Source organism: Achromobacter sp. KK8, from assembly GCF_054188005.1.
The window spans coordinates 2,336,541-2,358,532 of the sequence record NZ_CM135178.1; the positions used below are offsets into that span (position 1 = coordinate 2,336,541).

22 protein-coding genes and 1 tRNA gene are annotated in these 21,992 nt (G+C 67.7%); 12 read left to right on the forward strand and 11 right to left on the reverse strand.

The genetic code is table 11. The features are described from left to right. Positions 1–22: 22 nt before the first annotated feature. Complete coding sequence (locus ACVN9Z_RS10835; RefSeq protein WP_320564883.1) at positions 23–1,009, forward strand: tripartite tricarboxylate transporter substrate binding protein; 987 nt, start codon at positions 23–25, stop codon at positions 1,007–1,009. A 75-nt stretch (positions 1,010–1,084) separates the two neighbouring features. On the opposite strand, the gene ACVN9Z_RS10840 is transcribed toward ACVN9Z_RS10835, so the two are convergent. After that, positions 1,085–1,762 carry a tellurite resistance TerB family protein gene (locus ACVN9Z_RS10840; protein ID WP_458213387.1) on the reverse strand — a complete coding sequence of 226 codons (678 nt, stop codon included), beginning with the start codon at positions 1,760–1,762 and terminating at the stop codon, positions 1,085–1,087. 179 nt (positions 1,763–1,941) lie between these two features. Between ACVN9Z_RS10840 and ACVN9Z_RS10845 the strand changes: the two genes are divergently transcribed. Then, entirely contained in the window at positions 1,942–2,340 is a 399-nt protein-coding gene (locus tag ACVN9Z_RS10845) for an OsmC family protein (protein WP_020925191.1), read from the forward strand. Between the two features lie 73 nt (positions 2,341–2,413). On the opposite strand, the gene fabI is transcribed toward ACVN9Z_RS10845, so the two are convergent. From fabI to gloB, 3 genes are all read right to left on the reverse strand, one after another. Continuing rightward, on the reverse strand, positions 2,414–3,199 hold the full coding sequence (gene fabI, locus ACVN9Z_RS10850; protein WP_006388687.1) for an enoyl-ACP reductase FabI: 786 nt from the start codon (positions 3,197–3,199) through the stop codon (positions 2,414–2,416). A gap of 125 nt (positions 3,200–3,324) precedes the next feature. Beyond that, on the reverse strand, positions 3,325–4,743 hold the full coding sequence (locus ACVN9Z_RS10855; RefSeq protein ID WP_173010745.1) for a transglycosylase SLT domain-containing protein: 1,419 nt from the start codon (positions 4,741–4,743) through the stop codon (positions 3,325–3,327). A gap of 7 nt (positions 4,744–4,750) precedes the next feature. Continuing rightward, positions 4,751–5,572 carry a hydroxyacylglutathione hydrolase gene (gloB, locus tag ACVN9Z_RS10860; RefSeq protein ID WP_020925188.1) on the reverse strand — a complete coding sequence of 274 codons (822 nt, stop codon included), beginning with the start codon at positions 5,570–5,572 and terminating at the stop codon, positions 4,751–4,753. A 20-nt stretch (positions 5,573–5,592) separates the two neighbouring features. On the opposite strand from gloB, the gene ACVN9Z_RS10865 reads away from it, so the two are divergent. From ACVN9Z_RS10865 to ACVN9Z_RS10895, 7 genes are all read left to right on the forward strand, one after another. Beyond that, complete coding sequence (locus ACVN9Z_RS10865; protein WP_173010746.1) at positions 5,593–6,372, forward strand: class I SAM-dependent methyltransferase; 780 nt, start codon at positions 5,593–5,595, stop codon at positions 6,370–6,372. 49 nt (positions 6,373–6,421) lie between these two features. After that, complete coding sequence (rnhA, locus tag ACVN9Z_RS10870) at positions 6,422–6,883, forward strand: ribonuclease HI (protein WP_020925186.1); 462 nt, start codon at positions 6,422–6,424, stop codon at positions 6,881–6,883. A gap of 240 nt (positions 6,884–7,123) precedes the next feature. Then, entirely contained in the window at positions 7,124–8,212 is a 1,089-nt protein-coding gene (locus ACVN9Z_RS10875; RefSeq protein WP_049054735.1) for an efflux RND transporter periplasmic adaptor subunit, read from the forward strand. A gap of 29 nt (positions 8,213–8,241) precedes the next feature. Beyond that, a complete protein-coding gene (locus tag ACVN9Z_RS10880; protein ID WP_006388693.1) occupies positions 8,242–11,358 on the forward strand; it encodes an efflux RND transporter permease subunit in 3,117 nt (1,038 codons plus the stop codon). A gap of 4 nt (positions 11,359–11,362) precedes the next feature. Next, positions 11,363–12,085: a DNA polymerase III subunit epsilon gene (gene dnaQ / locus ACVN9Z_RS10885; protein ID WP_020925183.1), complete on the forward strand. Its 723-nt coding sequence runs from the start codon at positions 11,363–11,365 to the stop codon at positions 12,083–12,085. Positions 12,086–12,145: 60 nt separating this feature from the next. Continuing rightward, a tRNA-Val gene (locus ACVN9Z_RS10890) sits at positions 12,146–12,220 on the forward strand. Positions 12,221–12,580: 360 nt separating this feature from the next. Then, positions 12,581–12,748: a hypothetical protein gene (locus tag ACVN9Z_RS10895; protein WP_006388695.1), complete on the forward strand. Its 168-nt coding sequence runs from the start codon at positions 12,581–12,583 to the stop codon at positions 12,746–12,748. Between the two features lie 27 nt (positions 12,749–12,775). Here the strand turns inward: ACVN9Z_RS10895 and ACVN9Z_RS10900 are convergent, their stop codons facing one another. The 5 genes from ACVN9Z_RS10900 to ACVN9Z_RS10920 all read right to left on the reverse strand — a co-directional run bounded on the left by ACVN9Z_RS10900 (position 12,776) and on the right by ACVN9Z_RS10920 (position 16,909). Next, entirely contained in the window at positions 12,776–13,243 is a 468-nt protein-coding gene (locus tag ACVN9Z_RS10900) for a YaiI/YqxD family protein (protein WP_006388696.1), read from the reverse strand. Beyond that, positions 13,243–13,506 carry a hypothetical protein gene (locus ACVN9Z_RS10905; RefSeq protein ID WP_006388697.1) on the reverse strand — a complete coding sequence of 88 codons (264 nt, stop codon included), beginning with the start codon at positions 13,504–13,506 and terminating at the stop codon, positions 13,243–13,245. The genes ACVN9Z_RS10900 and ACVN9Z_RS10905 overlap by 1 nt, the downstream gene beginning before the upstream one ends. Positions 13,507–13,548: 42 nt before the next feature. Next, positions 13,549–15,051: a TAXI family TRAP transporter solute-binding subunit gene (locus tag ACVN9Z_RS10910; protein ID WP_026382468.1), complete on the reverse strand. Its 1,503-nt coding sequence runs from the start codon at positions 15,049–15,051 to the stop codon at positions 13,549–13,551. After that, complete coding sequence (gene gltS, locus ACVN9Z_RS10915) at positions 15,048–16,256, reverse strand: sodium/glutamate symporter (RefSeq protein ID WP_054485491.1); 1,209 nt, start codon at positions 16,254–16,256, stop codon at positions 15,048–15,050. Before gltS ends, ACVN9Z_RS10910 begins: the two co-directional genes overlap by 4 nt. 149 nt (positions 16,257–16,405) lie before the next feature. Next, the gene (locus tag ACVN9Z_RS10920; protein WP_047993464.1) at positions 16,406–16,909 is read right to left on the reverse strand and encodes a GNAT family N-acetyltransferase; all 504 of its coding nucleotides are present in this window, start codon (positions 16,907–16,909) and stop codon (positions 16,406–16,408) included. A 268-nt stretch (positions 16,910–17,177) separates the two neighbouring features. Between ACVN9Z_RS10920 and ACVN9Z_RS10925 the strand changes: the two genes are divergently transcribed. Further along, entirely contained in the window at positions 17,178–18,230 is a 1,053-nt protein-coding gene (locus ACVN9Z_RS10925; RefSeq protein WP_458213388.1) for a glycosyltransferase family 2 protein, read from the forward strand. Further along, positions 18,230–19,819: an ArnT family glycosyltransferase gene (locus tag ACVN9Z_RS10930; RefSeq protein WP_053089428.1), complete on the forward strand. Its 1,590-nt coding sequence runs from the start codon at positions 18,230–18,232 to the stop codon at positions 19,817–19,819. The genes ACVN9Z_RS10925 and ACVN9Z_RS10930 overlap by 1 nt, the downstream gene beginning before the upstream one ends. On the opposite strand, the gene ACVN9Z_RS10935 is transcribed toward ACVN9Z_RS10930, so the two are convergent. Then, entirely contained in the window at positions 19,776–20,171 is a 396-nt protein-coding gene (locus tag ACVN9Z_RS10935; protein ID WP_006388703.1) for a GtrA family protein, read from the reverse strand. The two genes, ACVN9Z_RS10930 and ACVN9Z_RS10935, sit on opposite strands and share 44 nt — an antisense overlap. Positions 20,172–20,207: 36 nt before the next feature. Here ACVN9Z_RS10935 and ACVN9Z_RS10940 point away from each other — a divergent pair, with 36 nt between their 5' ends. Then, complete coding sequence (locus tag ACVN9Z_RS10940) at positions 20,208–21,023, forward strand: ChbG/HpnK family deacetylase (protein ID WP_049054741.1); 816 nt, start codon at positions 20,208–20,210, stop codon at positions 21,021–21,023. Positions 21,024–21,074: 51 nt separating this feature from the next. On the opposite strand, the gene ACVN9Z_RS10945 is transcribed toward ACVN9Z_RS10940, so the two are convergent. Continuing rightward, complete coding sequence (locus ACVN9Z_RS10945; protein ID WP_035183741.1) at positions 21,075–21,938, reverse strand: LysR family transcriptional regulator; 864 nt, start codon at positions 21,936–21,938, stop codon at positions 21,075–21,077. Between the last annotated feature and the right edge of the window lie 54 nt (positions 21,939–21,992).

Sequence of the window (21,992 nt, forward strand, 5' to 3'; positions counted from 1 at the left end):
CCTTTTGCCAGGGATACGCATCATGAAACGCGCCCTTCGATTTTGCTTGCTGCCGCTGGCCCTGGCGCTGGGTGCCTGCGGCAATCCGCCATCCGGCGATCCCGTGGCGGACGCGAACTATCCGACCCGCCCCATCACCATCGTGGTGACCTTCCCGCCTGGCGGCGGCACCGACCTGTTGGCGCGGCGGCTGGGCGCCGACCTGCAGGAACAGTTCGGCCAACCGGTGGTGGTCGAGAACAGGCCGGGCGCCAGCGGCAACATCGGCGCCCGCGTGGTCGCCGAATCGCCGCCCGACGGCTACACCTTGTTGATGGTCAACAGTTCGTTCGCGATCAACCCCGGTGTGTACCGCAGCCTGGGATTTTCGCCCAGGCGCGACTTCACGGCGGTGATGAATGTGGCGTTCGTGCCATCCGTGTTCGTGGTGCCGGCGGCCTCGCCGCTGCGCACCCTGGATGACGCGCTCAACGCGGCCCGACCCGAGCGTCCGCTGCCGTTTGCCTCCTGCGGTAACGGCACGCCGCAGCACCTGGCGGGTGAAATGCTGGCGCGGGCCACGGGCGCGCCCTTGCAGCAGGTGCCCTACAAGGGCTGCGGTCCGGCCCTGACCGATGTGATGTCCGGCCAGGTCGGGATGGGCGTGGTCACGGCGTCCAGCGCCGCGCCCTTGATCGCGGCGGGCCGCCTGCGCGCGCTGGCGGTGACGTCGCCGCAGCGTTCTCCCTTGCTGCCGGCCGTGCCGACCGTGGCCGAGCAAGGCATCAGCGGCTACGCGCTGGACCAATGGCACGGCCTGCTGGCCCCGGCCGCCACGCCGCCGGCGGTCGTGGCGAGGCTGAACGCCACGCTGGCGCGCATCATGCTGCGGCCCGACGTGCAGGCGGCATTGCGCGAGCAGGGCTTCACGCCGACGACGAGCTCGCCAGGCGCGTTCCAGGACATGATCAACGCCGATATCGACCGCTACACGGCGCTGACTGCCGCAATCGGCCTGCATGCCGATTGACAGGACATGAAAACGGCGGGGCCGGCGGTTGTGCCGCTGGCCCCGCCGCTGCGGGCTGGCGCGACGCGCCCGCCGTCAGGCCGCCGCGCGCGCGTGCTGTTCCAGCTGTTCCTTCAGCCCCGGTTGCAGCTTGAGCTGGCGCGCCAGTTCGTCCAGGTAGGCGCGCTCCATGTAGCTTTCCTCGTCGACCACCAGCAGGCTGGCCAGGTACATTTCGGCGGCCATTTCCGGTGTCTTGGCCGACTGCGCGATCACGGCGGGATCGAGCGGGCGCGACAACTCGGTTTCGAGCCAGCGACGGTCCTGCGCATCGCTGGACAGCTTGGCCAACTCGGTTTCCAGCAGGGCGCGTTCTTCAGGCCCGATGTGACCGTCGGCCTTGGCCGCCCCGATCATCGCGGTCAGCACCGCCGTGCTGTGCTGTTCGGCCTCGGGCGCGGGCAGGCGGTCCAGCGTCTGCGGCGGGCCGGCGGGCGCCCCGGCCTGCTTGCGCTGCCAGTCGCCATAGGCGCGGTAGGCCAGGGCGCCAAGCGCGGCCATGCCGCCGTACATGGCGACCTTGCCGCCGATCTTGCGGGCCTTCTTGCTGCCCAGCAGCAGGCCCAGCGCGCCGGCGCCCAGGGCGCCGCCGCCCAACCCCGTCAGGAAGGAGGCTCCTTTGCCGCCCGTGGCTCCCTGCACCTTGGAACCGGCGTCGGCCAGCAGGCCCTGGCCGGATTGCAGTAATTGGTCTAGAAGTTGTCTGGCGCTCATGCGGTCTTCCTGTTGAATGCAAACGATCTTGCGGACAGCAATATCCGACCAGCGCCGAGGCTGGAAGTTCAGCTTACAGTCAGAAATGAGTGTTGCGGAAGCCCGATAGCCGGCCGCGGATGCTACAAACGGGGCAGGAGCGGCCCGTCGTGCCGCCCGCAACGCGAGGAACCCCGCCCATGACCATCCACGTGCGCCAGAACGCGCCCAAGACCCTGCAGTTCACCGCCACGGCCGAAGGCCACGACCTGCCGCTGGACATGCCGCAGCCACAAGGCGCGGGCCCCGATCCCCACGATTACTTCGATACGGCGCTGGGTGGCTGCAAGGCCATGACGCTGATGGTCTACGCGCAGCGCAAGGGGCTGCCGCTGGAGTCGGTGGGCGTTGACGTGGTGCGCGATGCCAGCGAGGAACGCAAGGGCGTCTATCGCCTGACCGCCAAGCTCACCTTGCATGGCGAACTGTCGGACGCGCAGATCGACGAATTGCTGGCGGTGGCCGAGAAATGCCCGATCCACAAACTGATGACCGCGGTGGACGTGCAGGTGTCCACGCTGGTGGTGCGGCCGGCCTGAGGCGCCGGCAGCCCGGGCGGAAGACCCGCCCGGCGCGCAACGGCCGGGCGGCGCGCCCGGCCCGCCAACGGAATTACTCTTCCATGCCCGGGACGATGGTCGAGAAACCGGCGTCCACGTGGGTGATTTCGCCGGTGACGCCGGCGGCCAGGTCCGACAGCATGAACGCGGCGACGTTGCCGACGTCATCGATGGTGACGTTGCGGCGCAGCGGCGCCTGGGCCTCGACGAACTTCAGGATGGCCGAGAAGTCCTTTATGCCGCTGGCGGCCAGTGTCTTGATCGGGCCGGCCGAAATGCCGTTGGCGCGGATGCCGCGCGGACCCAGCGCCGTGGCCAGGTAGCGCACGCTGGCTTCGAGCGAGGCCTTGGCCAGGCCCATGGTGTTGTAGTTGGGCACCACGCGTTCGGCGCCCAGGTAGGTCAGCGTCAGCACCGAGCCGTTGCGGCCTTCCATCAGCGGCAGCGCGGCCTTGGCCATCGCGGCGAAGCTGTAGGCGGAAATGTCATGGGCGATGCGGAAGCCTTCGCGCGACAGGCCGTCCAGGAAATTGCCGGCGATGGCTTCGCGCGGCGCGAAACCGATCGAGTGCACCAGGCCGTCCAGGCCGTCCCAGCGCTTGGCCAGCTCGGTGAAGGTGGCTTCGATCTGGCTGTCTTCGGCGACGTCGCAGGGCAGCACGATGTCGCTGCCGAACTCGGCGGCGAATTCGGCCACGCGGTCCTTGAAGCGGTCGCCGACGTAGGTGAAGGCCAGTTCGGCGCCCTGCTGGTGGCAGGCGCGCGCGATGCCGTAGGCGATGGAGCGGTTGGAAAGCACCCCGGTGACCAGGATGCGTTTGCCGGCGAGAAAGCCCATGTGTGTGATTCCTTTGATTTTTTCCTGCTGGAGACCGCCTATTTTAAGGAGTTTGGCGGTTTCGCGGACAAAACAGAGCGGCGCCCTTGCGGGCGCCGCTGCATGAAGCGTATCGATCGCGGGGTCTAGCCGCGGGCGTTGGTGCCCGGCACGCGCAGCTGGGTGCCGATCTTGAGCGCGCTGCCCTTGAGGTTGTTCAGGGCGCGCAGCGCGTCCACCGAGGTGCCGTATTGCTTGGCCAGCGAGAACAGCGTGTCGCCCTGGCGCACCTTGTGGGTGCGCACGTTGGGACGGGCATTGGCCCCGCGGGCGGCGGGCGCGGCGGCCTTGCCGCGCGGCGCCGGCGTCTTGCCGGTGCTGACGGGAGCCGAATCCAGCGCGCCCACCGGCGCGGCCAGCGAGGCCAGTTGCACGCCGCCGGTGCCCGGGTCGCCCGGCACCAGCAGCGACTGGCCGGAAGCGACCTTCTGGCGCGAGCCTATGTCGTTGGTTTCGCGCAGCTTGGCTTCGGTCACGCCAAAACGCTTGGCGATCGAGGCGTAGGATTCGCCGCGGCGCGAGTGGTAGACCTTCCAGGCGCTCAGGTCGCCCTTGTAGTTGGTCAGGTTGGCGTTGAAGATCTCGACGCGGTCGGCCGGCAGCAGCAGGGTGGGGGCGTGGTCGCCGCGGATCACCGGGCGGTTGAACGACGGGTTCAGCGCCTTGAATTCGTCCAGCGGCATCTCGGCCAGCTTGGCGGCGATTTCCAGGTCGATGTCGCTGTTCTTCTGCACCGTCACGAAGTAGGGCGTGTTGCCGACCGGCGGCAGCGCCACCGCGTAGCGCTGCGGGTCGGCGATGATGTTCTTGATGGCCTGCAGCTTGGGCACGTAGTTGCGGGTCTCGTCCGGCATGTTCAGGGACAGGTAGTCCGTGGGCTGGCCGGCGGCCTCGTTCTTGGCCATGGCGCGCTGCACCGAGCCTTCGCCCCAGTTGTACGAGGCCAGCGCCAGATACCAGTCGCCCTGCATCTCGAACAGCTTTTCAAGGTAGTCCAGCGCCGCGTTGGTCGAGGCGATGGGGTCGCGGCGCTCGTCGCGCCACCAGTCCTGCTTCAGGTTGAAATGCTGGCCGGTGGCCGGCACGAACTGCCACAGGCCCGAGGCCTGGGCGCGCGACAGCGCGGTGGGGTTGTAGGCGCTTTCGACGAAAGGCAGCAGCGCCAGCTCGGTCGGCAGGCCGCGCCGGTTGATCTCGTCGACGATGAAATACAGGTACTTGCCGGCGCGCTCGGCCATGCGCTGCACCGCCTCGGGGTGGGACGCGTAGTAGTCGGTCCACTGCTGCGAGAGGTCGGTGTTCAGGTTGGGGATGGCGAAGCCGCGGCGGATGCGGTCCCAGGCGTCGACCGGCGGATTGGTCAGGTCGACCGTGCGGGACGTGTCGCGGGCGATGTAGCGCCCTTGGGAATTGGTGGTGAGGTTCTTGCCGTCGTGGGATTTGGTTCCTGCGCAACCGGCGAGGACTGCCAGCAGAAGTGGCAGAAGGAGTCGGGAGAAATTCATCGGGCGGTCACTTGAAATCGTTCTTCCATTCACGAAGGGAGGCAAAAACCTCTACCGGCGTCGGGTGGTCGTGGCCGGCCCAGTTGTCTGCGGCGCGGACGACGTCAGCTTGCTGCGTACGCAAAAACGGATTGGTCGCGCGTTCCTGGCCGATGGTCGACGGAAGCGTGGGGAGACCTTCTGCGCGTAATTGCCGGGCCCGCTGATACCACTGTTGCAGGGTGCGGTTGGCGGGTTCGACCGCCATGGCCCAGCGCAAGTTCGCTAGAGTGTACTCGTGTGCGCAAAAAACCTGTGTATCTGGCGGTAAAACAGAAAATTTTTCCAAAGAATCAGACATTTGCGCGGGAGTGCCCTCGAAAAGCCGGCCACAGCCCCCGGCAAACAGGGTGTCGCCACAGAACAGCACAGGCTGTTTTCCCGCCGCCCGCCCGGTGTAGGCGATGTGGCCGGCGGTATGTCCCGGCACGTCCAGCACGGCCAGGTCCAGGTCCAGTTCGGGCAGCACCACGCGGTCGCCTTCGACCAGCGGCACGTCGCAGCGCGGCAATTTTTCGCGCGCCGGGCCGTACACCGTGATGTCGCCGATGCGGGACAATTCGAGAACACCGCCCACATGGTCGCCATGATGGTGCGTGAGTAGAATGGCGCGCAGTCGCAGGCCTTCGCGGGCCAGCCATTGCAGCACCGGGCCGGCTTCGCCCGGGTCGACCACGGCGGCCTGGCCGTCGCGGACGATGGCCCAGATATAGTTGTCGGTGAAGGCGGGCAGGGGCAAGACCGCGGCATTGCGTTCGCGGCCGCCTGCGGGGGCGGTCAAGGCTTGCATGGGATTCGAAGGAATAAGACGTGGCAGAAGAGACTCCGCCGATTGTAGAACTGGCCGAATGGTTCCAGACTCCGCCAGGGCAATACGCCCTGGCCTGGGAGCGCGCGCAGTTCGACGCGGCGGTGGCGGACGTCTTTGGATATTACGCCTGGCAGGTCGGCCTGGCCGACCTGAACCTGCTGCGCGCCAACCGCATGCCCTTCAAGGGGTATGTCGGCACCGAAACCCCGGCCGCCGAAAGCATCGCCGGTTGGCAGTCGCGGGTGGTGCTGGCGCAGCCCGAGGCGCTGCCGTTCGAATCGCAGAGCGTGGACCTGCTGATCCTGCCGCACGCCTTCGAATGCACCAGCGAGCCGCACAACGTGCTGCGCGAGGTCGAGCGCGTGCTGGTGCCGGAAGGGCGCGTGGTGATCTCCGGCTTCAATCCCTGGAGCATGTGGGGCGCGCGCACCCGCATGCCGGGCATGGAGCCCTGGCTGCCGCAACCGCCGTCGTCGCAGGTGTCGCTGCCGCGCCTGAAAGACTGGTTCAAGCTGCTGTCGCTCGAGGTCGAGCAAAGCCACTTTGGCTGCTACGCGCCGGCTTGCCGCAGCGAAAAATGGCTGCAGCGCTGGGGCTTCCTCGAATCGGCCGGCGCGCGTTGGTGGAGCGTGGGCGGCGCGGTCTACCTGGTGTCGGCGGTCAAGCGCGTGGCCGGCATGCGTATCATCGGCCCGGCCTGGAAGACTAAGCCCAAGCGGGCCCGGGCCGCGTCGGTGGTGGTCAACCGCCAGGCCGACGACGGCTTCGACCGCTCCTGAGCGGCCCGCCGCATTCACATCGAGAGTACAAGGACATACAAGCAGCACCATGCAGGACAACAACGCGAACGACCAGAAAGTGGAAATGTGGACCGACGGCGCCTGCAAGGGCAATCCCGGTCCGGGCGGCTGGGGCGTGCTGATGCGCGCCGGCGTGCACGAAAAGACCATGCACGGCGGCGAGGCCCAGACCACCAACAACCGCATGGAACTGCTGGCCGTGATCGAGGGGCTGCGCGCGCTCAAGCGTCCCTGCGCGGTCACCATCCACACCGACTCCCAGTACGTCATGAAAGGCATGACCGAATGGCTGGCCAACTGGAAGCGGCGCGGCTGGATGACGGCCGACAAGAAGCCGGTCAAGAATGCCGAGCTGTGGCAGTCCCTGGATGAGCAGGTGCGCCGTCACACCGTGTCGTGGCGCTGGGTGCGTGGCCATGCCGGCGATCCCGGCAACGAGCGCGCCGACCAATTGGCCAACCAGGGCGTCGAGTCGGTCCGACGCGGCTGAACGACCCGCCGGGGCGCCGCGGCGTCCGCCAACGGCTCCGTGTTTTCACCGATGCGGGCGCGCTGCGGCGGCCTGCCGCATCGGGAAATACCCTGGGTCGGCCGGTTTAGTGCTTTCAGTGCGCTTCAGGATTGTTCCAGGTTGTAAATCCGGTGCTAAAGTGCCAACCCTTGATCCTGTTCCTGCGGCGCCGTCCCAGCGGGGGATGCCTGGCACGCGCCGCGATACCGCCACATTCGCATGAAAAAAGCAGCATTGCTGGCCGCGATCGCGGCGGGAGTGGCCGCGGGGGCCGCTCTGGGCGTATTCGTGCCGCGCTGGCTCGCGCCGGTCGCCACGCAGGCGGCCAGCGCCGCCGCGCCCGCCAAGCCCGTATCCAAGGCGGCCCCAGTGCGGGTCGAAGTCTCCGCCGTCACGGAAATTCCGTTCGCCCGCGGCCTGTCGGCGGTGGGCAGCCTGCGCTCGGACGAGGCCGTGATGCTGCGGCCCGAAGTGGCCGGCCGCATCCAGTCGATCGAATTCAAGGAAGGCCAGCCGGTCAAGCGTGGCCAGGCGCTGATCCGCCTGGATGATTCCGTGCCGCGCGCCGAACTGGCGCAGGCCCGTGCCAATCTGGCGCTGGCGCAGAGCCACTATCGCCGCGCCGTGGCGCTGCAGGCCAAGGGCTTCGTCAGCCAGCAGGCGCGCGATGAGTCGGCCAGCACGCTCAAGGTGCAGGAGGCCGCGGTGGCGCTGGCGCAGGCGCGCCTGGACAAGATGACCATCAGCGCGCCGTTCGCCGGTTTCGCCGGCCTGCGCAGCGTGTCGGTGGGCGACTACGTCAACCAGGGCCAGGACCTGGCGCCGCTGGAAGCGATCGACCCGCTCAAGGTGGATTTCCGCGTGCCCGAGATGTATCTCAGCAAGGTCGGCGTGGGGCAGCAGCTGACGCTGCGCCTGGATGCCTTGCCTGGCCAGGAACGCCCCGGCCTGGTGTACGCGGTCAGCCCGCTGGTCGATGCGGGCGGGCGCTCCATCCTGCTGCGCGCCACCGTGGCCAACGCCGATTCGCTGCTGCGTCCGGGCATGTTCGCGCGCGTGCAACTGCTGTTCAACCAGGACAAGGCGCTGGTCGCGCCCGAGGCGGCGCTGTCGCCGTCCGGCGAGACCCAGTACGTATACCGCGTCAAGGACGGCGTGGCCGAGCGCCGCGAAGTCACCATCGGCGAGCGCCGTGAAGGCAAGGTCGAGATCCTGACGGGCGTGGCGGCGGGCGACCAACTGGTGGTCTCCGGACTGCAGCGCGTCACCGACGGCGGCCCGGTGCAGGTCGTCAACAACGGCGCCTGACGCCACTATCCCAGCGAGCGGCGGCCTTCATGCGCATTTCGGAAACCTGTATCCAGCGGCCGGTGTTCGCATCGGTGCTGTCACTGGTCATCGTGCTGATCGGCCTGATCTCGTATTCGCGCCTGACGGTGCGGGAATATCCCAAGATCGACGAGCCCATCGTGTCGGTGGACACGACCTACAAGGGCGCCTCGCCCGAGGTGATCGAGTCGCAGGTGACCAAGCCGCTGGAAGACCAGCTGGCCGGCATCGAGGGCGTGGACGTGATGACCTCCCGCAGCCGCTCCGAGCGCAGCCTGATCAACATCAAGTTCAACCTGTCGCGCAATCCGGACGCGGCGGCGGCCGAAGTGCGCGACAAGGTCTCGCGCGCGCGCCGTTTCCTGCCCGACGAGATCGACGAGCCCATCATCGGCAAGGTCGAGGCGGATTCGCAGCCCATCATCTACATCGCGGTCGAGTCCGGCTCGTATTCGGCCATCCAGACTTCCGACTACATCAACCGCTACATCAAGACCCGCCTGTCGGTGCTGCCCGGCGCGGCCGAGGTGCGCGTGTTCGGCGAACGGCTGCCGTCCATGCGCATCTACGTCGACCGCGACAAGCTCGCGGCCTATGGCCTCACGGTGCAGGACGTCGAGTCGGCGCTGCGCAGCCAGAACGTGGAGATCCCGGCCGGCCGCATCGAGTCGCGGGCGCGCGAGTTTTCGGTGGTGTCGTCCACCGACCTGCAGACCCCGGCGCAGTTCGAGAACGTCATCGTCGCCAACGTGAAGGGTTATCCGGTGCGGCTGCGGGACGTGTCCAAGGTGGAGATCGGGGCCGCCAATGACCGCATCCTGTCGCGCTTCAACGGCAAGCCGGCCATCAACATCGGGGTCACGCGCCAGTCCACCGCCAACCCGCTGGAGCTGTCCAAGGCGGCGCGCGAGGAAGTGGCGCGGCTGAACGAGAACCTGCCCGCGGGCATGAAGCTGACCATCGCCTACGACTCGTCGGTGTTCATCGAGCGCTCCATCGACTCGGTGTTCCACACCATCGGCGAAGCCATCGTCCTGGTGGTGCTGGTGATCTTCTTCTTCCTGCGCAACCTGCGCGCCAGCATCATTCCCATCGTCACCATCCCGGTGTCGCTGGTGGGCGCCTGCGCGCTGATGTACCTGTTCGGCTTCTCGATCAACACGCTGACGCTGCTGGCCATGGTGCTGGCCATCGGTTTGGTGGTGGACGATGCCATCGTGGTGCTGGAGAACATCTTCCGCCACATCGAGGACGGCATGCCGCGCAAGGAAGCGGCGCTGCGCGGCTCGCGCGAGATCGGCTTCGCCGTGGTGGCCATGACCATGACCCTGGTGACGGTGTACGCGCCGCTGGCCTTTGCCACCGGCCGCACCGGGCGGCTGTTCATCGAGTTCGCGCTGGCGCTGGCCGGCGCGGTGCTGGTGTCCGGCTTCGTGGCGCTGACGCTGACGCCCATGATGTGCTCGGTGCTGCTGCGCCACCAGAGCAGCCACAGCCGCTGGTACAACCTGATCGAAGGCTGGCTCGACGCCATGAGCAATGGCTACCGGCGGACACTGGCGCTGGCGCTGCGCCATCGCTGGCTGGTGGTGGCGATCGGCATCGCGGTGGCGGCGGCCAGCGGCGTGCTGTTCAAGGTGGTCAAGAGCGAGCTGGCGCCGGTCGAGGACCGCGGCGTCGTGTTCGGCATCGTCAGTTCGCCGGAAGGCGCGACGCTGAACTACACGCTCGACAGCATGCTCGGCATCGAGAAGTTCTACGCCGCCATTCCCGAGGCCAGCGGCAGCCAGGTCACCGTCGGTTTTCCCACGGTCACCGACGGCACCGCGATCCTGCGCCTCAAGCCCTGGGAGGAGCGCGGCCGCCGCCAGCAGGCCATCACCCAGGAACTGCAACCGTTGTTCTCGTCGCTGCCGGGGGTGCGGGCGTTCCCGACCAATCCGCCGTCGCTGGGCCAGTCGGCGCGTTCCAAGCCGGTGGAATTCATCATCATGAGCCAGGCCTCCTACGAGGAACTGGCGCGCCTGACCGAGGTGTTCCTGACGGAACTGCGCAAGTATCCCGGCCTGCTCAACCTGGACACCGACCTGCGCCTGAACACGCCCGAGTTGCGGGTGCGGGTGGACCGCGACAAGATGGCCGACGTCGGCACCAACGTCGACACCGTGGGCCGCACCCTCGAATCGATGCTGGGCGGACGCCAGGTGACCCGCTACAAGGACCAGGGCGAGCAGTACGACGTGATCGTGCAGGTCACGCCGCGCGACCGCGCCACCCCCACCGACATTTCCGGCATCCACGTGCGGGCGCGTGACGGCAGCATGGTGCAGCTGGACAACCTGGTGGCCGTGCACGAAGGCGTGTCGCCGCAGTCGCTGAACCACTTCAACCGCCTGCGCGCGGTCAAGATCGACGCCGCCGTGGCGCCGGGCTATGCGTTGGGCGAGGTGCTGACCCACATGCACCAGGTGGCGCGCGACGTGCTGCCCAATACGGTGGTGACGGACCTGGACGGCCAGTCGCGCGAGTTCCGCGATTCGTCGGGCAGCATCTACCTGGTGTTCGCCATGGCGCTGGCCTTCATCTACCTGGTGCTGGCGGCCCAGTTCGAAAGCTGGCGCAACCCCTTCATCATCATGCTGTCGGTGCCGCTGTCGATGACAGGCGCGCTGCTGGCGCTGTGGCTGACGGGCGGCACGCTGTCGATCTACAGCCAGATCGGCCTGATCACGCTGGTGGGCCTGATCACCAAGCACGGCATCCTGATCGTCGAATTCACCAACCAACTGCGAGACGAGGGCAAGGCCCTGTTCGAGGCCGTCACCGAGGCCAGTGTGCTGCGCCTGCGGCCGATCCTGATGACCACCGGCGCCATGGTGCTGGGCACCGTGCCGCTGGCGCTGTCGTCGGGCGCGGGCGCCGAATCGCGCCAGCAGATCGGCTGGGTCCTGGTGGGCGGGCTGATGCTGGGTACACTATTGACCTTGTTCGTCGTGCCGGTGGCCTACACCCTGATCGCCACCGCACGCAGGAAACCCGGCCCGGCCGGCAGCGCAACGCATCCCCCGGCCGGCCCGGCGGATGGCCAGGCGCCGTCGGCGCCAGCGGCCCAAGCGTCGGAATAGCTTTATGCGCCAGATCATCTTTGACACTGAAACCACCGGGCTGGATCCCGCCCAGGGACACCGCATCGTCGAAATCGGCTGCGTCGAACTGGTCAACCGGATGGCCACCGGCAACAACCTGCACATCTACCTGAACCCGGACCGCGACAGCGACCCCGAGGCGCTGGCGGTGCACGGCCTGACCACCGAGTTCCTGTCCGACAAGCCGCGCTTTGCGGAAGTGGCCGACGAGTTCGTCAAGTTCATCCAGGGCGCCGAGCTGATCGCGCACAACGCGGCGTTCGACGTGAAGTTCTTCAACGCCGAGCTGGCCAAGACCGGCCGCGGCCCGATCACCGAATACTGCGCGACGGTCACCGATTCGCTGTTGCACGCGCGTTCGCTGTTCCCGGGCAAGCGCAACTCGCTGGACGCGCTGTGCGACCGCTTCGGCATCTCCAACGCGCACCGCACGCTGCACGGCGCGTTGCTCGACTCGCAACTGCTGGCGGAAGTCTGGCTGGCCATGACCCGCGGCCAGGATGCGCTGCTGATCGATGTCGACGACAACGACTCGGGCGCGGGCGGCGGCGTGGTGCTGGCCAGGTTCGACGCCTCCGGCCTGCCGGTGGTGAAGGCCAGCGAAGCCGAACTGGCCGAGCACGAAACCTACCTGGCGGCGCTGGACAAGTCGGTTGGCGGCGAATGCGTGTGGCGCAAGCTGGACGCGCCGGTGGCGGCCGCTTGAAGTTTTTTCGAGGCGACTTGCACACTTTCAAAAAAGCGTGCTAATATTTCGCCTCTTTCGGGGTGGTTAGCTCAGTGGTAGAGCACTGCCTTCACACGGCAGGGGTCACTGGTTCGAACCCAGTACTACCCACCAAAGACCCTCGAAGAGCGCCGTCAGGCTGAAAAGCCGGCAGTCGCGACTCGAGACCGGTGCAAGCGCTTTGCGCAAGCGAAGACGCAAACCCGAGCGACAATGAAGCCAACCTTAGCCGGTTGGCTTTTTTGTTTTGCGCGCGGCCTTGATATGCCGCAAGCGCGACCGCCGGATTTGCGCGCCATCGTGCCCCGGGTTGTCTATGATGAAATCTGAAGTCGCAATTTCGGCCCAAAGCTCGACCCTAAGCTCGACCCAAAGCGCGTGGCCGGGCCGCGGCAACCGGATGTGGATGCAAAAGCAAGAGCAAAGGCAAACGCAGACTGAGACGCGAAACGCGTCGTTTACCGGGAGACCTTCATGCACCCCAGCACCAACACCATGTTGATCATCATCGTCACGGGCGTGGCGCTCATGCTGCTCGGGTTTGGGCTGCGGGATCGCAACATCGGCATGGGGCTGATGGGCATCGGCCTTATCACGGCCATCGGCACCATCATCTACAAGGCGTACATCACGTTCTATTGACGCGGCCGGGCGCATTGCCCGCGTCGTTCAGGCCTTGGGCGCGGCCAGCCGCGCCGCGCGCGCCAGCAGGGTGTCGAGCTGGTTGGCGAAGGCCTTGCGGTCGGATTGGCTGAACGAAGACGGTCCGCCCGTGTCCACGCCGCTCGCGCGCAATTCCTCCATCATGTCCCGCAGCGCCAGCCGTTCACGGATGGTCTCGGGCGAATAGCGTTCGCCGCGCGGGTTCAGCGCCATGGCGCCTTTTTCCAGCACCTGCGCCGCCAGCGGGATGTCGCCGGTGATCACCAGGTCGCCGGCCACCGCGCGTTCGGCGATGTGAGCGTCGGCCACGTCGAAGCCGCGCGGCACCTGCACCGCCCGGATCAGTGGCGAAGGCGGCGTATGCAGCGCCTGGTTCGCCACCAGGGTCACCGGCACCTGCCAGCGCTGCGCGGCGCGGAACAGGATGTCCTTGATGACCCCGGGGCAGGCGTCGGCGTCGACCCAGATATGCATCAGCCCAGGGCCTTCTGCAAGGCTTCGGCGATGATGTCGTTGGTGCTCAGGCCGCGTTCGGCGGCGGCCGCGCGCAGCTGGTCCGCCTGCGCCTGCGACAGCTTCAGCGGAAACGGCACCAGGCCGGCGGCCTGGTCGAGCTTGCGCTGCTCGCGGCGGTCGGGCACTTGCGAGGCGGCGCCGAAGCGGTCGGGCGTGCCGGCTTGCTTGAGTTGGCCGGCCAGTTTCAGCGCCTGGTTCTTCTGCAGATCGAATTTGTTCATGAATATTCCTGATTGGGAGCGCCATCATAAGCGCAAGCGCGGTCAGCGGGGTTTTGCGTTCTCCAGCGCGGCCAGGCCTTCCTCGGCGCCGTCGTGCAACGGCACGGTCAGGCCACGCCGGGCGTTGGCGATGTTGACCTGGGCGCCCTGGGCCGAGCCGGCGGCCAGCAGGTCCTGGCCGGTCTGGTAGACCGCCCGCACCACCTGCAGGGCCTCATCGCGCGTCAGGTCGGACGTGGTCAGCAGCAGCGCCGCGGTGCCGATGGTGGCGACCGGTTCCGATTGGTTCGGATAGGTGCCCGCCGCGATTTCCAGGGGCATCAGCGCGTTGTCCTGGGCGGCCAGCGTCTTGACCGCGGCCGGATCGAGCGGCAGCAGTTTCAGGTGGGCCTGCGTCAGGGCGTCGCGCAGGGGCGTGGCGGGAATGCCGATCACCTGCGCCGCGGCGTCGATCAGGCCGGCATTGAGCGCCGGCAGCGAAGCCGTGAAGGGCGTGGGAACCGCCTCGTAGTCGCGTCCAGGCTGCAGCCCATGCGCCGCCAGCACCGCTTCCAGCGTGGCCCGCACCGCCGAACCCTGCGCGCCGAGCGCGATCTTCTTGCCCTTGAGGTCGCGCACGCCGCGCAGCTTGGCGTCGTCGCGCACGACGATATGCACCATTTCGGGATAGAGGCTGCCCAGCGCCCGCAGGCCGGCGAACGGCCCTTGCGACGCGAACGGACCGCGGCCCTCGTACGCCAGCTTGGCGGTATCGCCCTGGGCCAGCCCGACCACGGCGTCGCCGCTGCGCAGCAGGGCGATGTTCTCGGCGCCGCCGCCGGTGATCAGCGGCGTGACGCGGATCTGGCGCGCCTGGCCCACCGCGCCCAGCGCGCGCGCGAAGGTGACGTACTCGCCCCGGTCCGGTCCGCCGGCCAGCGGATAGCCCTGCTGCATGCGCGCCAGCCGGCCATTGATGCGGGCGACCGAGCGTTCCAGTTCCTGTTGCACCACGTGCTGCGCGGTGCTGGAGGCGCTGTAGGCAACCGAATGGGTGATCTGGTCGAGCGTGTCCAGCAGCCGCTGCGTCACGGGCGGCGGCGCGCCGGTGTCCAATGAGGGCGCCTCGGCGGCCTTGAAGCCGGCGGGGGTCACCAGCGTCCAGCCTTCGCCTTCCTTGCGGTAGATGGCGCTGGCATGCGCCACGATCTGGTCGCCAGCCTGGTTGCCGCTGGATTTCACGCCGCTGATGCTGCGCGGGCCCGCGCCCAGCAGCGTTACCAGGGCGGCGGCGCCGGGTTGGTCCCAGGCGCCGAGCGCGATGTCGCGGGTCACTTCCAGCCGCAGGTCGTAATAGACCACGCGGCGGGTTTCGCCTGCCGGAGCGCTGCTGTCGGTGGCGGAGCCCATTCTCTTGAGCTGGTCGATGCGGAACAGGCCCGCGCCGTAGGTGGCGGCCAGGCCGCGTTCGACGTCGGCGCGCAGCGCGTCGGTATCGGGCGCGCGGCCGCAGGCTGCCACGAGCAGGCACAGGGCCATAAGGAGGATGCGCTTGAGCATGGTCACATTCCTCCCACGAACGGCAGCGAGATCAACGAGGTCAGCACGATCACGTTGAGGATGTCCACCAGGAATGCGCCGGTCACCGGCACCACGATGAAGGCTTGCGGCGCGGGGCCATGGCGCCGCGTCAGCGCCTGCATGTTGGCGATGGCGGTGGCGGTGGCGCCCAGCGAGAAGCCGCAGAAGGCGGCCGACATGATGGCGGCCTCGTAGTCGCTCTTGAGCAGGCGGAACACCACCCAGGCCGAATACAGCGCGCAGAACAGCGTCTGCACCGCCAGGATCAGCGCCAGGGGCCCGGCCAGGCGCGCCACGCTGGTCAGGTCCAGCGTCATCATGGTCATGGCCAGGAACAGCGACAGGGTGATGGTGCCGATGATCTCGGTGGCGCGGTCGTCCAGTTTCAGGCCCAGGCGTTCGCCGCCATTGCGGATCAGCACGCCGGTCGCCAGGCACCAGAGGAAGTTGGGCAGGCTCACCGGCGCGCCTTCCACCAGCGTGGCCAGGTAGCCGCCCGCCACCAGGCAGACGAAGGCGGCGGTCATCGAGGTGATGAACGAGGCGGCCGTCGACGGCGCCTGCGCTTCGCTCAGGTCCGGCGCCTCGTGGCCCGCCGCCGATTGGCGATCCAGGCTGCCGGCCAGCTTGTGGCGGCGCATCAGCCATTCCGCCACGGGGCCGCCGACCACGCCGCCCAGCACCAGTCCCATCGTCGCGGCGGTCATGGCCAGCGCCATCACGTCCTGGATATTGTTGACGTCCGCAAAGCGGGTGGCGTAGGCCGCGCCCGTGCCGTGGCCGCCGACCAGCGTGATGGTGCCGCCCAGCAGCCCCATCAGCGGATGCATGTCCAGCAGCCAGGCCATGCCCAGCCCGACCGCGTTCTGCAATACCAGGAAGGGGATCAGCGCCAGCAGGAAGGCGATCAGCCGCGGGCCGCCCTTGGCCAGCAGTTTCAGGTTGGCGGTCAGCCCGATGCAGCCGAAGAACAGCAGCAACAGGGTCGGCTTGATGCTGGTTTCCAGGGAAACGGCATGGCCGCCCCAGGTCGACAGCGCATAGGCGCCGATCGCGAACAGCAGGCCGCCGACGATCGGGTCCGGAATGCTGTAGCGCGCCAGCACGCCGATGCGGGTGGTCAGGACGCGGCCGATGGCCAGCACCAGGCAGCAGGCCAGCAGGGATTGGACGGGCGAGAGTGAAATCATGGAAACCTTCGCGCCCGCGGGCGCAGCGAAGTCAGGCTGTGGAAACCGTTGCCGCCATGTCTTTCCGGGATTGCGTTCCCATCTTAACGGGACGCCGGCGGCGCGGCATGCGTGCGGCAACGAGCAGGGGCGGGGGCGTGCCGCGCCGGTCAGAGCGGAAAGGCGCGCGCCATGTAGCTGGCCTGGGGGCCGTAGCCCTCGAGTTTGTCGGCCAGTTCCCGGCCGCCGGCCGCGACGGGGGCGTAGCCATGCCGCGTCCAATAACCGACCGCTGAACCCAGCGACACCAGGCTGGCGCGTTGCAACCCGGTTTGCGCGGCATGGCCGGCGGCCGTGCGCAACAGCGCCTGTCCCACGCCCAGCCCCTGGGCCGAGGGCGCCACCGCGCAATCGTGCAGGAACCAGTGGTCCGGACGCTCGGGCAGGGCGGCAAGCGGAGCGTCCAGCGTGGGCGGCAGGCCGGCGTCCCACGGGTACGACACCAGATAGCCGAGCAGGTGCGGGGAATCCGGCATCGCGTCGGCCTGCGCCACCCAGCAATGGGCTGGCGCCAGCGTCAGCCGGTTCAGGAAGAAATCAGCGCTCTCCAGCAGGAAACCCGGATAGGCGCCGGCCTGGATTGCCAGGATGCCGTCCATGTCGCCGGCCAGCATGGGGCGGACTCGATATTGCATAACCACCTTTGAAAACAAGAGCTTCGCGCATTTTACCGATGCCGGGGCCGGGGCCGCTTTACGCCCTTTCACAAATCGGGGACAGAGGTTTACGGAGCCTAAACGGCGCTTCATACATTTGGCTGCATGCCTGCCTAGAATCGCCTCGATTGCGACGAGTCCGATACCGAAAGCATTTCATGAAAATTCGACGAGGGCTTGCGCATACTGCCGGGCATAACGTCCCGCATTCCAGTTCCAGAGCCTTATGCACATTCAATTCCGGTCCGAGCCCATGGGGCAGCAAGTCCTGGCCAAAGCGCTTCCCGTGGAAGCGATCTGGCGCACGGCCGCTGCCAACGTGCCTTACGACGCCTGCGTCACCTGCGTCATTCCCTGCCTGAATGAATGCGAGAACCTGCGCGTGCTGTTGCCGTTGCTGCGCAGCCGGCTGGCGGCCCTGTGCACCGGCTGGGAAATCATCGTGGCCGACGACGGCAGCACCGACGGCACCGAGGCCCTGATGGCTGAATGGACCCAATACGATGGCTTCCGCTACGTGCAGCTGTCGCGCAATTTCGGCAAGGAGGCCGCGCTCAGCGCCGGCCTGGAAAGCGCCACGGGCGACGCCATCATCTGCCTGGACGCCGACATGCAGCATCCGCCGGCCCTGATCGAACAGATGCTGGCGCGCTGGGCCGCCGGCGCCGAAATGGTCTATGCCGTGCGCGAGACCCGCGCCGACGAATCCTGGCTCAAGCGCACGGGCGCCCGCTGGTTCTACAAGCTGCTCAGCGGCGCCCGCGGCGTCGACGTGCCGGCCCACGCTGGCGACTTCCGCCTCATGAGCCGCAACGTGGTGGACGCACTGAATGCGTTGCCCGAGCGCACCCGCTTCATGAAAGGCCTGTACGCCTGGGTCGGTTTCAAGGGTGAAGCGCTGCCTTATACGCCCGACGAGCGCATGCATGGCGACAGCCGTTTCGGGGGCATGCGCCTGGCGCGCCTCGCGCTGGATGGATTGACGGCGTTCACGACCTGGCCGCTGCGCCTGGTCAGCCTGGTGGGCGTGCTGTTCGCGGTGCTGGCAATGGCCTATGCGAGCTATCTCGTGATCGATTACCTGGTCTCCGGCAATGCCGTGTCGGGCTGGACCACCATCGTGACGGCCGTGCTGTTCTTCGCCGGCGTCAACCTGATCTCGCTTGGCGTGGTGGGCGAGTACGTGTCGCGCATCTTCGACGAGGTCAAGGGACGGCCGTTGTTCGTGGTGCGCCGCCGCCAGGGGCGAGCCTCCCATTCCGACAAGGTCGCATCCTGATGGCCGCCGCGATGCAACGGCCGGCGCGTTCCGATTGGATCCCGCCGGCGGGATGGTTCCTGCTCGCGGTCGGCGTCTGGCTGGCGTTCCTGGCCTGGGTGCGGCCGCTGACGCTGCCTGACGAAGGCCGCTATGCCGGTGTCGCCTGGGACATGCTGCGCAGCGGTTCGCACGCCGTGCCGTTGCTCGACGGCATGCCTTATTTCCACAAGCCGCCGCTGTATTACTGGTTGACCGAACTGTCGTTCACGGTGTTCGGCGTGCATCCCTGGGCCGCGCGCCTGCCGTCGCTGCTGGCGGCATGGACCGCCGCCGCCGCGCTGTATGGTTTCCTGCGGCGCTATCGCGATGCCGCCACCGCGACGCTGACCGTGCTGGCGCTGGCGACCCTGCCTTTCTTCTACGGCGGCGCGCAGTTCGCCAATCTCGACATGCTGGTGGCCGGCATGATCACCCTGTGTGTGCTGGCCGCGGCCGACACCGTGCTGCGCCTGGAGCGCGGCCAGGCCTATCGGTGGATGTCGCTCGCCGCCGCCGCGCTGGCGGCCCTGGCGGTGCTGGCCAAGGGGCTGATCGGCCTGGTTCTGCCCGGCGCCATCCTCTTCATCTGGCTGGTCTGGGGGCGCCGCTGGCGCGCGCTCGGGGCGCTGTTGTGGCCGCCCGCGCTGTTGGTGTTCGCGGCGGTCGCCATGCCGTGGTTCGTCCTGATGCAGGTCCGCTATCCGGGCTTCTACGACTATTTCTTCGTCTACCAGCATTTTCAGCGCTTCGCCGCCACCGGTTTCAACAACGCCCAGCCGTTCTGGTTCTACCTGCCGGTGGTGGTGGGACTGAGCCTGCCCTGGTCGCTGTGGGGCGGCGGCATCCTGCGCAAGGCGTTCTGGGCGGCGGGGCCGCAGCGCGATCTGCGGCGCCTGGCGCTGGTATGGTTCGTGGTGGTGGTGGGGTTCTTTTCACTGCCGAATTCCAAGCTGGTGGGCTATGTGTTGCCGGCGGTGCCGCCGCTCGCCTTCCTGCTGGTCGAAGTGATCGTGGCCGCGAGCCGCGACAAGGCCGACGCGCTGGCGCCGCGCCTGGTGCGCGTCTGCGCAGGGGTTGGCGCCGCGATCTGCGTGTTGGCCATCGGCATCGCCGCCCATTCGGCCCGCGGCAGCGCGGGCCCGCTGGCCGCGACGATCCGTCCGCTGGCCAAGCCCGGCGATACCTATGTGTCGCTGCACACCTATCCGTTCGACCTGGCGCTGTACGCCCAGGCGCCCAGGCCAACCTGGGTGGTGGACGACTGGCTCAATCCGGAAGTGCCGGTGCGCGACAACTGGCGCAAGGAACTCTACGACGCGGCCAGGTTCGAGCCCGAGGTGGGCAGGCAAGTGTTGATCAGTCCGCAGGAATTCCAGTCCCGCCTGTGCGCGGCGCCCGAAGGCGCGCGCTACTGGGTCTGGGGCACACGGTCGGACGCGGGCGCCTATCGGGCGTTGGCGGGCCTGGAGCCGGTCGCGAACAGCGTGAAATACGTGATCTGGCAGGTCGTGTCGGATGCCGCCTTCAAGCAGCGGGTCTGTGGCGGAACGCCCACAGCCGGCTCGTGATGAAGGTGGCCACCGCCAGCGCAATCAGGATCAGGGCCAGCAGCACGTCATAGGGAACCGACGTTACCCGCAGCAACCAGGCGTAAGCGGATTCATTGATGATGAAGCCGACGGCTGAAATGAAGAAGAAACGGCGTACTGCTATGGTCCAGGGTGTTTTCGAATGTCTGAACGTAAGCCGGTAGTGTCCGCTGAAGGAAACGACGAACGCCACCAGCCAGCCGAGCAGGTTGGCCAGGAGCGGAGCGGCGCCCAGGCCTTCGACGCAGGCGACCGCGACGCCCCAGTGGGTGGCGGCCGCTGCGCATCCGACGGCGATGAACAGGCTGACTTGTTGAAGCAGGGCGCGCATGTGGGGCGTGTCGAAGAAAGAAAGCGAGGTGAGAACTTGACCAAGCGCATCGTGGTTTGCGGTGATGATTTTGGCATGAATGCCGATATCGATGAAGGCATGATCGCGTTGGCGGGCATGCGTCGGCTGAGCGCCATCAGCTGCCTGTCGTTGGGCCCGACCTTCGTCGCCAACGCGCCGCGGCTGGCGTTGATGGACGCCGATCTCGGCCTGCATGTGAATCTGACCGAACGCCTGGGCGATGGCGATGCGGACCTGCCGTCTTTGTCCCGGCTGATCCTGCGGGCCTACACCGGCCGGCTGGACGCCGCCTGGGTCGACCTGCACCTGGCGCGCCAGTTCGACGCCTTCGAGGCCGCATTCGGACGCGCGCCGGATTACGTGGACGGGCATCAGCACGTGCACCAGTTGCCGGTGGTGCGTGATCGCCTGCTGCTGGCGCTCAAGCAGCGCTATGGCGCGCACCGGCCCTGGCTGCGCCAGACCGCGCCGGGCATGCTTTGCGGCATTCCCCTCAAGGAATCGATCAAGGCCCGCATCATCGGCGCGCTGGGCGCGGCGGAACTGGGCCGCCGGGCTGACCGCGAGGGTCTGCGCACCAACCGCCGGTTGCTGGGAGTGTATGGCTTCGACGGAGGCCGCCGGCGCTACGCCGACCTGCTGCAGAACTGGCTGTTCAACGCGCGCGATGGCGACCTGTTGATGTGCCACCCGGCCAAGGATGCCCGGGACGGCGGCGCCATGGCGCGCCAGCGCCGTGCCGAATACGACGTGCTGGCCTGCCCCAAGCTGGGCGACTGGATGCTCGCCAACGGCGTGCGCATCTCGCGCCTGCCCTCGGGGGCGCGCTAGCGCCCTGGTAGTTGGCTGCGCCTGCGAGGCGCCTTTCAGCGTAAACAGGCCCTAGGCCCGCGTCAGGCTTTGCAGCAGCCACGCGCCGGCCGGCCCCAGCGGACGGCGCGTCGACCACACCGCGTCGACCCGGATCTGGCGCGGCCAGCCCGGCACCGCCAGTTCCACCAGCTGTCCGCGCCCGAAACGGTGCAGCATCCAGCGCGGCAACTCCGCCCAGCCGAATCCCAGCGTGGCCATTTCCAGCAACATCAGATAGCCCGGCGCCGACCAGGTGGACTGCGATGGCGCGGGGGCCTTGTCGTCCAGTTCGTAGGTGCTCAGGCGCAATTCACGTTCGGTCTTCAGGTGGTCCTTGGTCACCCCGGACAAGGTCGCCAGTGGATGGCCGCGGCCCACGCACAGCACGATTTCCGAGGCCTCGCGCAGCGTCGCGTGAGCCATGTCGGGCGGGTAGTTTTCCTGCGCCGCCATCAGCCCCAGGTGGGCGCGGCCCTGCTGCACCAGCGCCACCACGTCCTCGTATTCCGCGATCAGGCATTCGAAGCGCAACGCCGGATAGCGCTGGTCGATCTGGCTGAGCATGTTCTCAAAGGTTTCGGACTGAAACGTATCCGACAGCACCACGGTCAGGCGCGGTTCCAGCCCCGCCGACAGCTGGCTGGCGCTGCGGTTCAGGCGGTCGTTGGCCGCCAGCACCTGCAGGGCCTGGCCCAGCAGCACCTGGCCGGCCTCGGTCAAGGCCGGCTGGCGCTGGCTGCGGTCGAACAGCGTCACGTTCAGGTCGACCTCCAAATTGGCGATGGTCTCGCTGACGGTGGACTGGCTCTTGCCCAGCTTGCGGGCCGCCGCCGAAAACGTGCCCTCGGCGGCCACCTGGGCGAAGGTGGCCAGGGACTCCAGGGAGTGGCGCATGGCGGCGGGCGTTTTCATTATCGGTTTTTCCGATGGATATCATCTTTATCGTAC

Bases quoted from the DNA above. Each gene is read 5' to 3' on its own strand.
- ACVN9Z_RS10835 (WP_320564883.1), top strand. From the start codon at position 23: ATGAAACGCGCCCTTCGATTTTGCTTGCTGCCGCTGGCCCTGGCGCTG.
- ACVN9Z_RS10840 (WP_458213387.1), bottom strand. From the start codon at position 1,762: ATGAGCGCCAGACAACTTCTAGACCAATTACTGCAATCCGGCCAGGGC.
- ACVN9Z_RS10845 (WP_020925191.1), top strand. From the start codon at position 1,942: ATGACCATCCACGTGCGCCAGAACGCGCCCAAGACCCTGCAGTTCACC.
- fabI (WP_006388687.1), bottom strand. From the start codon at position 3,199: ATGGGCTTTCTCGCCGGCAAACGCATCCTGGTCACCGGGGTGCTTTCC.
- ACVN9Z_RS10855 (WP_173010745.1), bottom strand. From the start codon at position 4,743: ATGAATTTCTCCCGACTCCTTCTGCCACTTCTGCTGGCAGTCCTCGCC.
- gloB (WP_020925188.1), bottom strand. From the start codon at position 5,572: ATGCAAGCCTTGACCGCCCCCGCAGGCGGCCGCGAACGCAATGCCGCG.
- rnhA (WP_020925186.1), top strand. From the start codon at position 6,422: ATGCAGGACAACAACGCGAACGACCAGAAAGTGGAAATGTGGACCGAC.
- ACVN9Z_RS10875 (WP_049054735.1), top strand. From the start codon at position 7,124: ATGAAAAAAGCAGCATTGCTGGCCGCGATCGCGGCGGGAGTGGCCGCG.
- ACVN9Z_RS10880 (WP_006388693.1), top strand. From the start codon at position 8,242: ATGCGCATTTCGGAAACCTGTATCCAGCGGCCGGTGTTCGCATCGGTG.
- dnaQ (WP_020925183.1), top strand. From the start codon at position 11,363: ATGCGCCAGATCATCTTTGACACTGAAACCACCGGGCTGGATCCCGCC.
- ACVN9Z_RS10895 (WP_006388695.1), top strand. From the start codon at position 12,581: ATGCACCCCAGCACCAACACCATGTTGATCATCATCGTCACGGGCGTG.
- ACVN9Z_RS10900 (WP_006388696.1), bottom strand. From the start codon at position 13,243: ATGCATATCTGGGTCGACGCCGACGCCTGCCCCGGGGTCATCAAGGAC.
- ACVN9Z_RS10905 (WP_006388697.1), bottom strand. From the start codon at position 13,506: ATGAACAAATTCGATCTGCAGAAGAACCAGGCGCTGAAACTGGCCGGC.
- gltS (WP_054485491.1), bottom strand. From the start codon at position 16,256: ATGATTTCACTCTCGCCCGTCCAATCCCTGCTGGCCTGCTGCCTGGTG.
- ACVN9Z_RS10920 (WP_047993464.1), bottom strand. From the start codon at position 16,909: ATGCTGGCCGGCGACATGGACGGCATCCTGGCAATCCAGGCCGGCGCC.
- ACVN9Z_RS10925 (WP_458213388.1), top strand. From the start codon at position 17,178: ATGCACATTCAATTCCGGTCCGAGCCCATGGGGCAGCAAGTCCTGGCC.
- ACVN9Z_RS10930 (WP_053089428.1), top strand. From the start codon at position 18,230: ATGGCCGCCGCGATGCAACGGCCGGCGCGTTCCGATTGGATCCCGCCG.
- ACVN9Z_RS10935 (WP_006388703.1), bottom strand. From the start codon at position 20,171: ATGCGCGCCCTGCTTCAACAAGTCAGCCTGTTCATCGCCGTCGGATGC.
- ACVN9Z_RS10945 (WP_035183741.1), bottom strand. From the start codon at position 21,938: ATGCGCCACTCCCTGGAGTCCCTGGCCACCTTCGCCCAGGTGGCCGCC.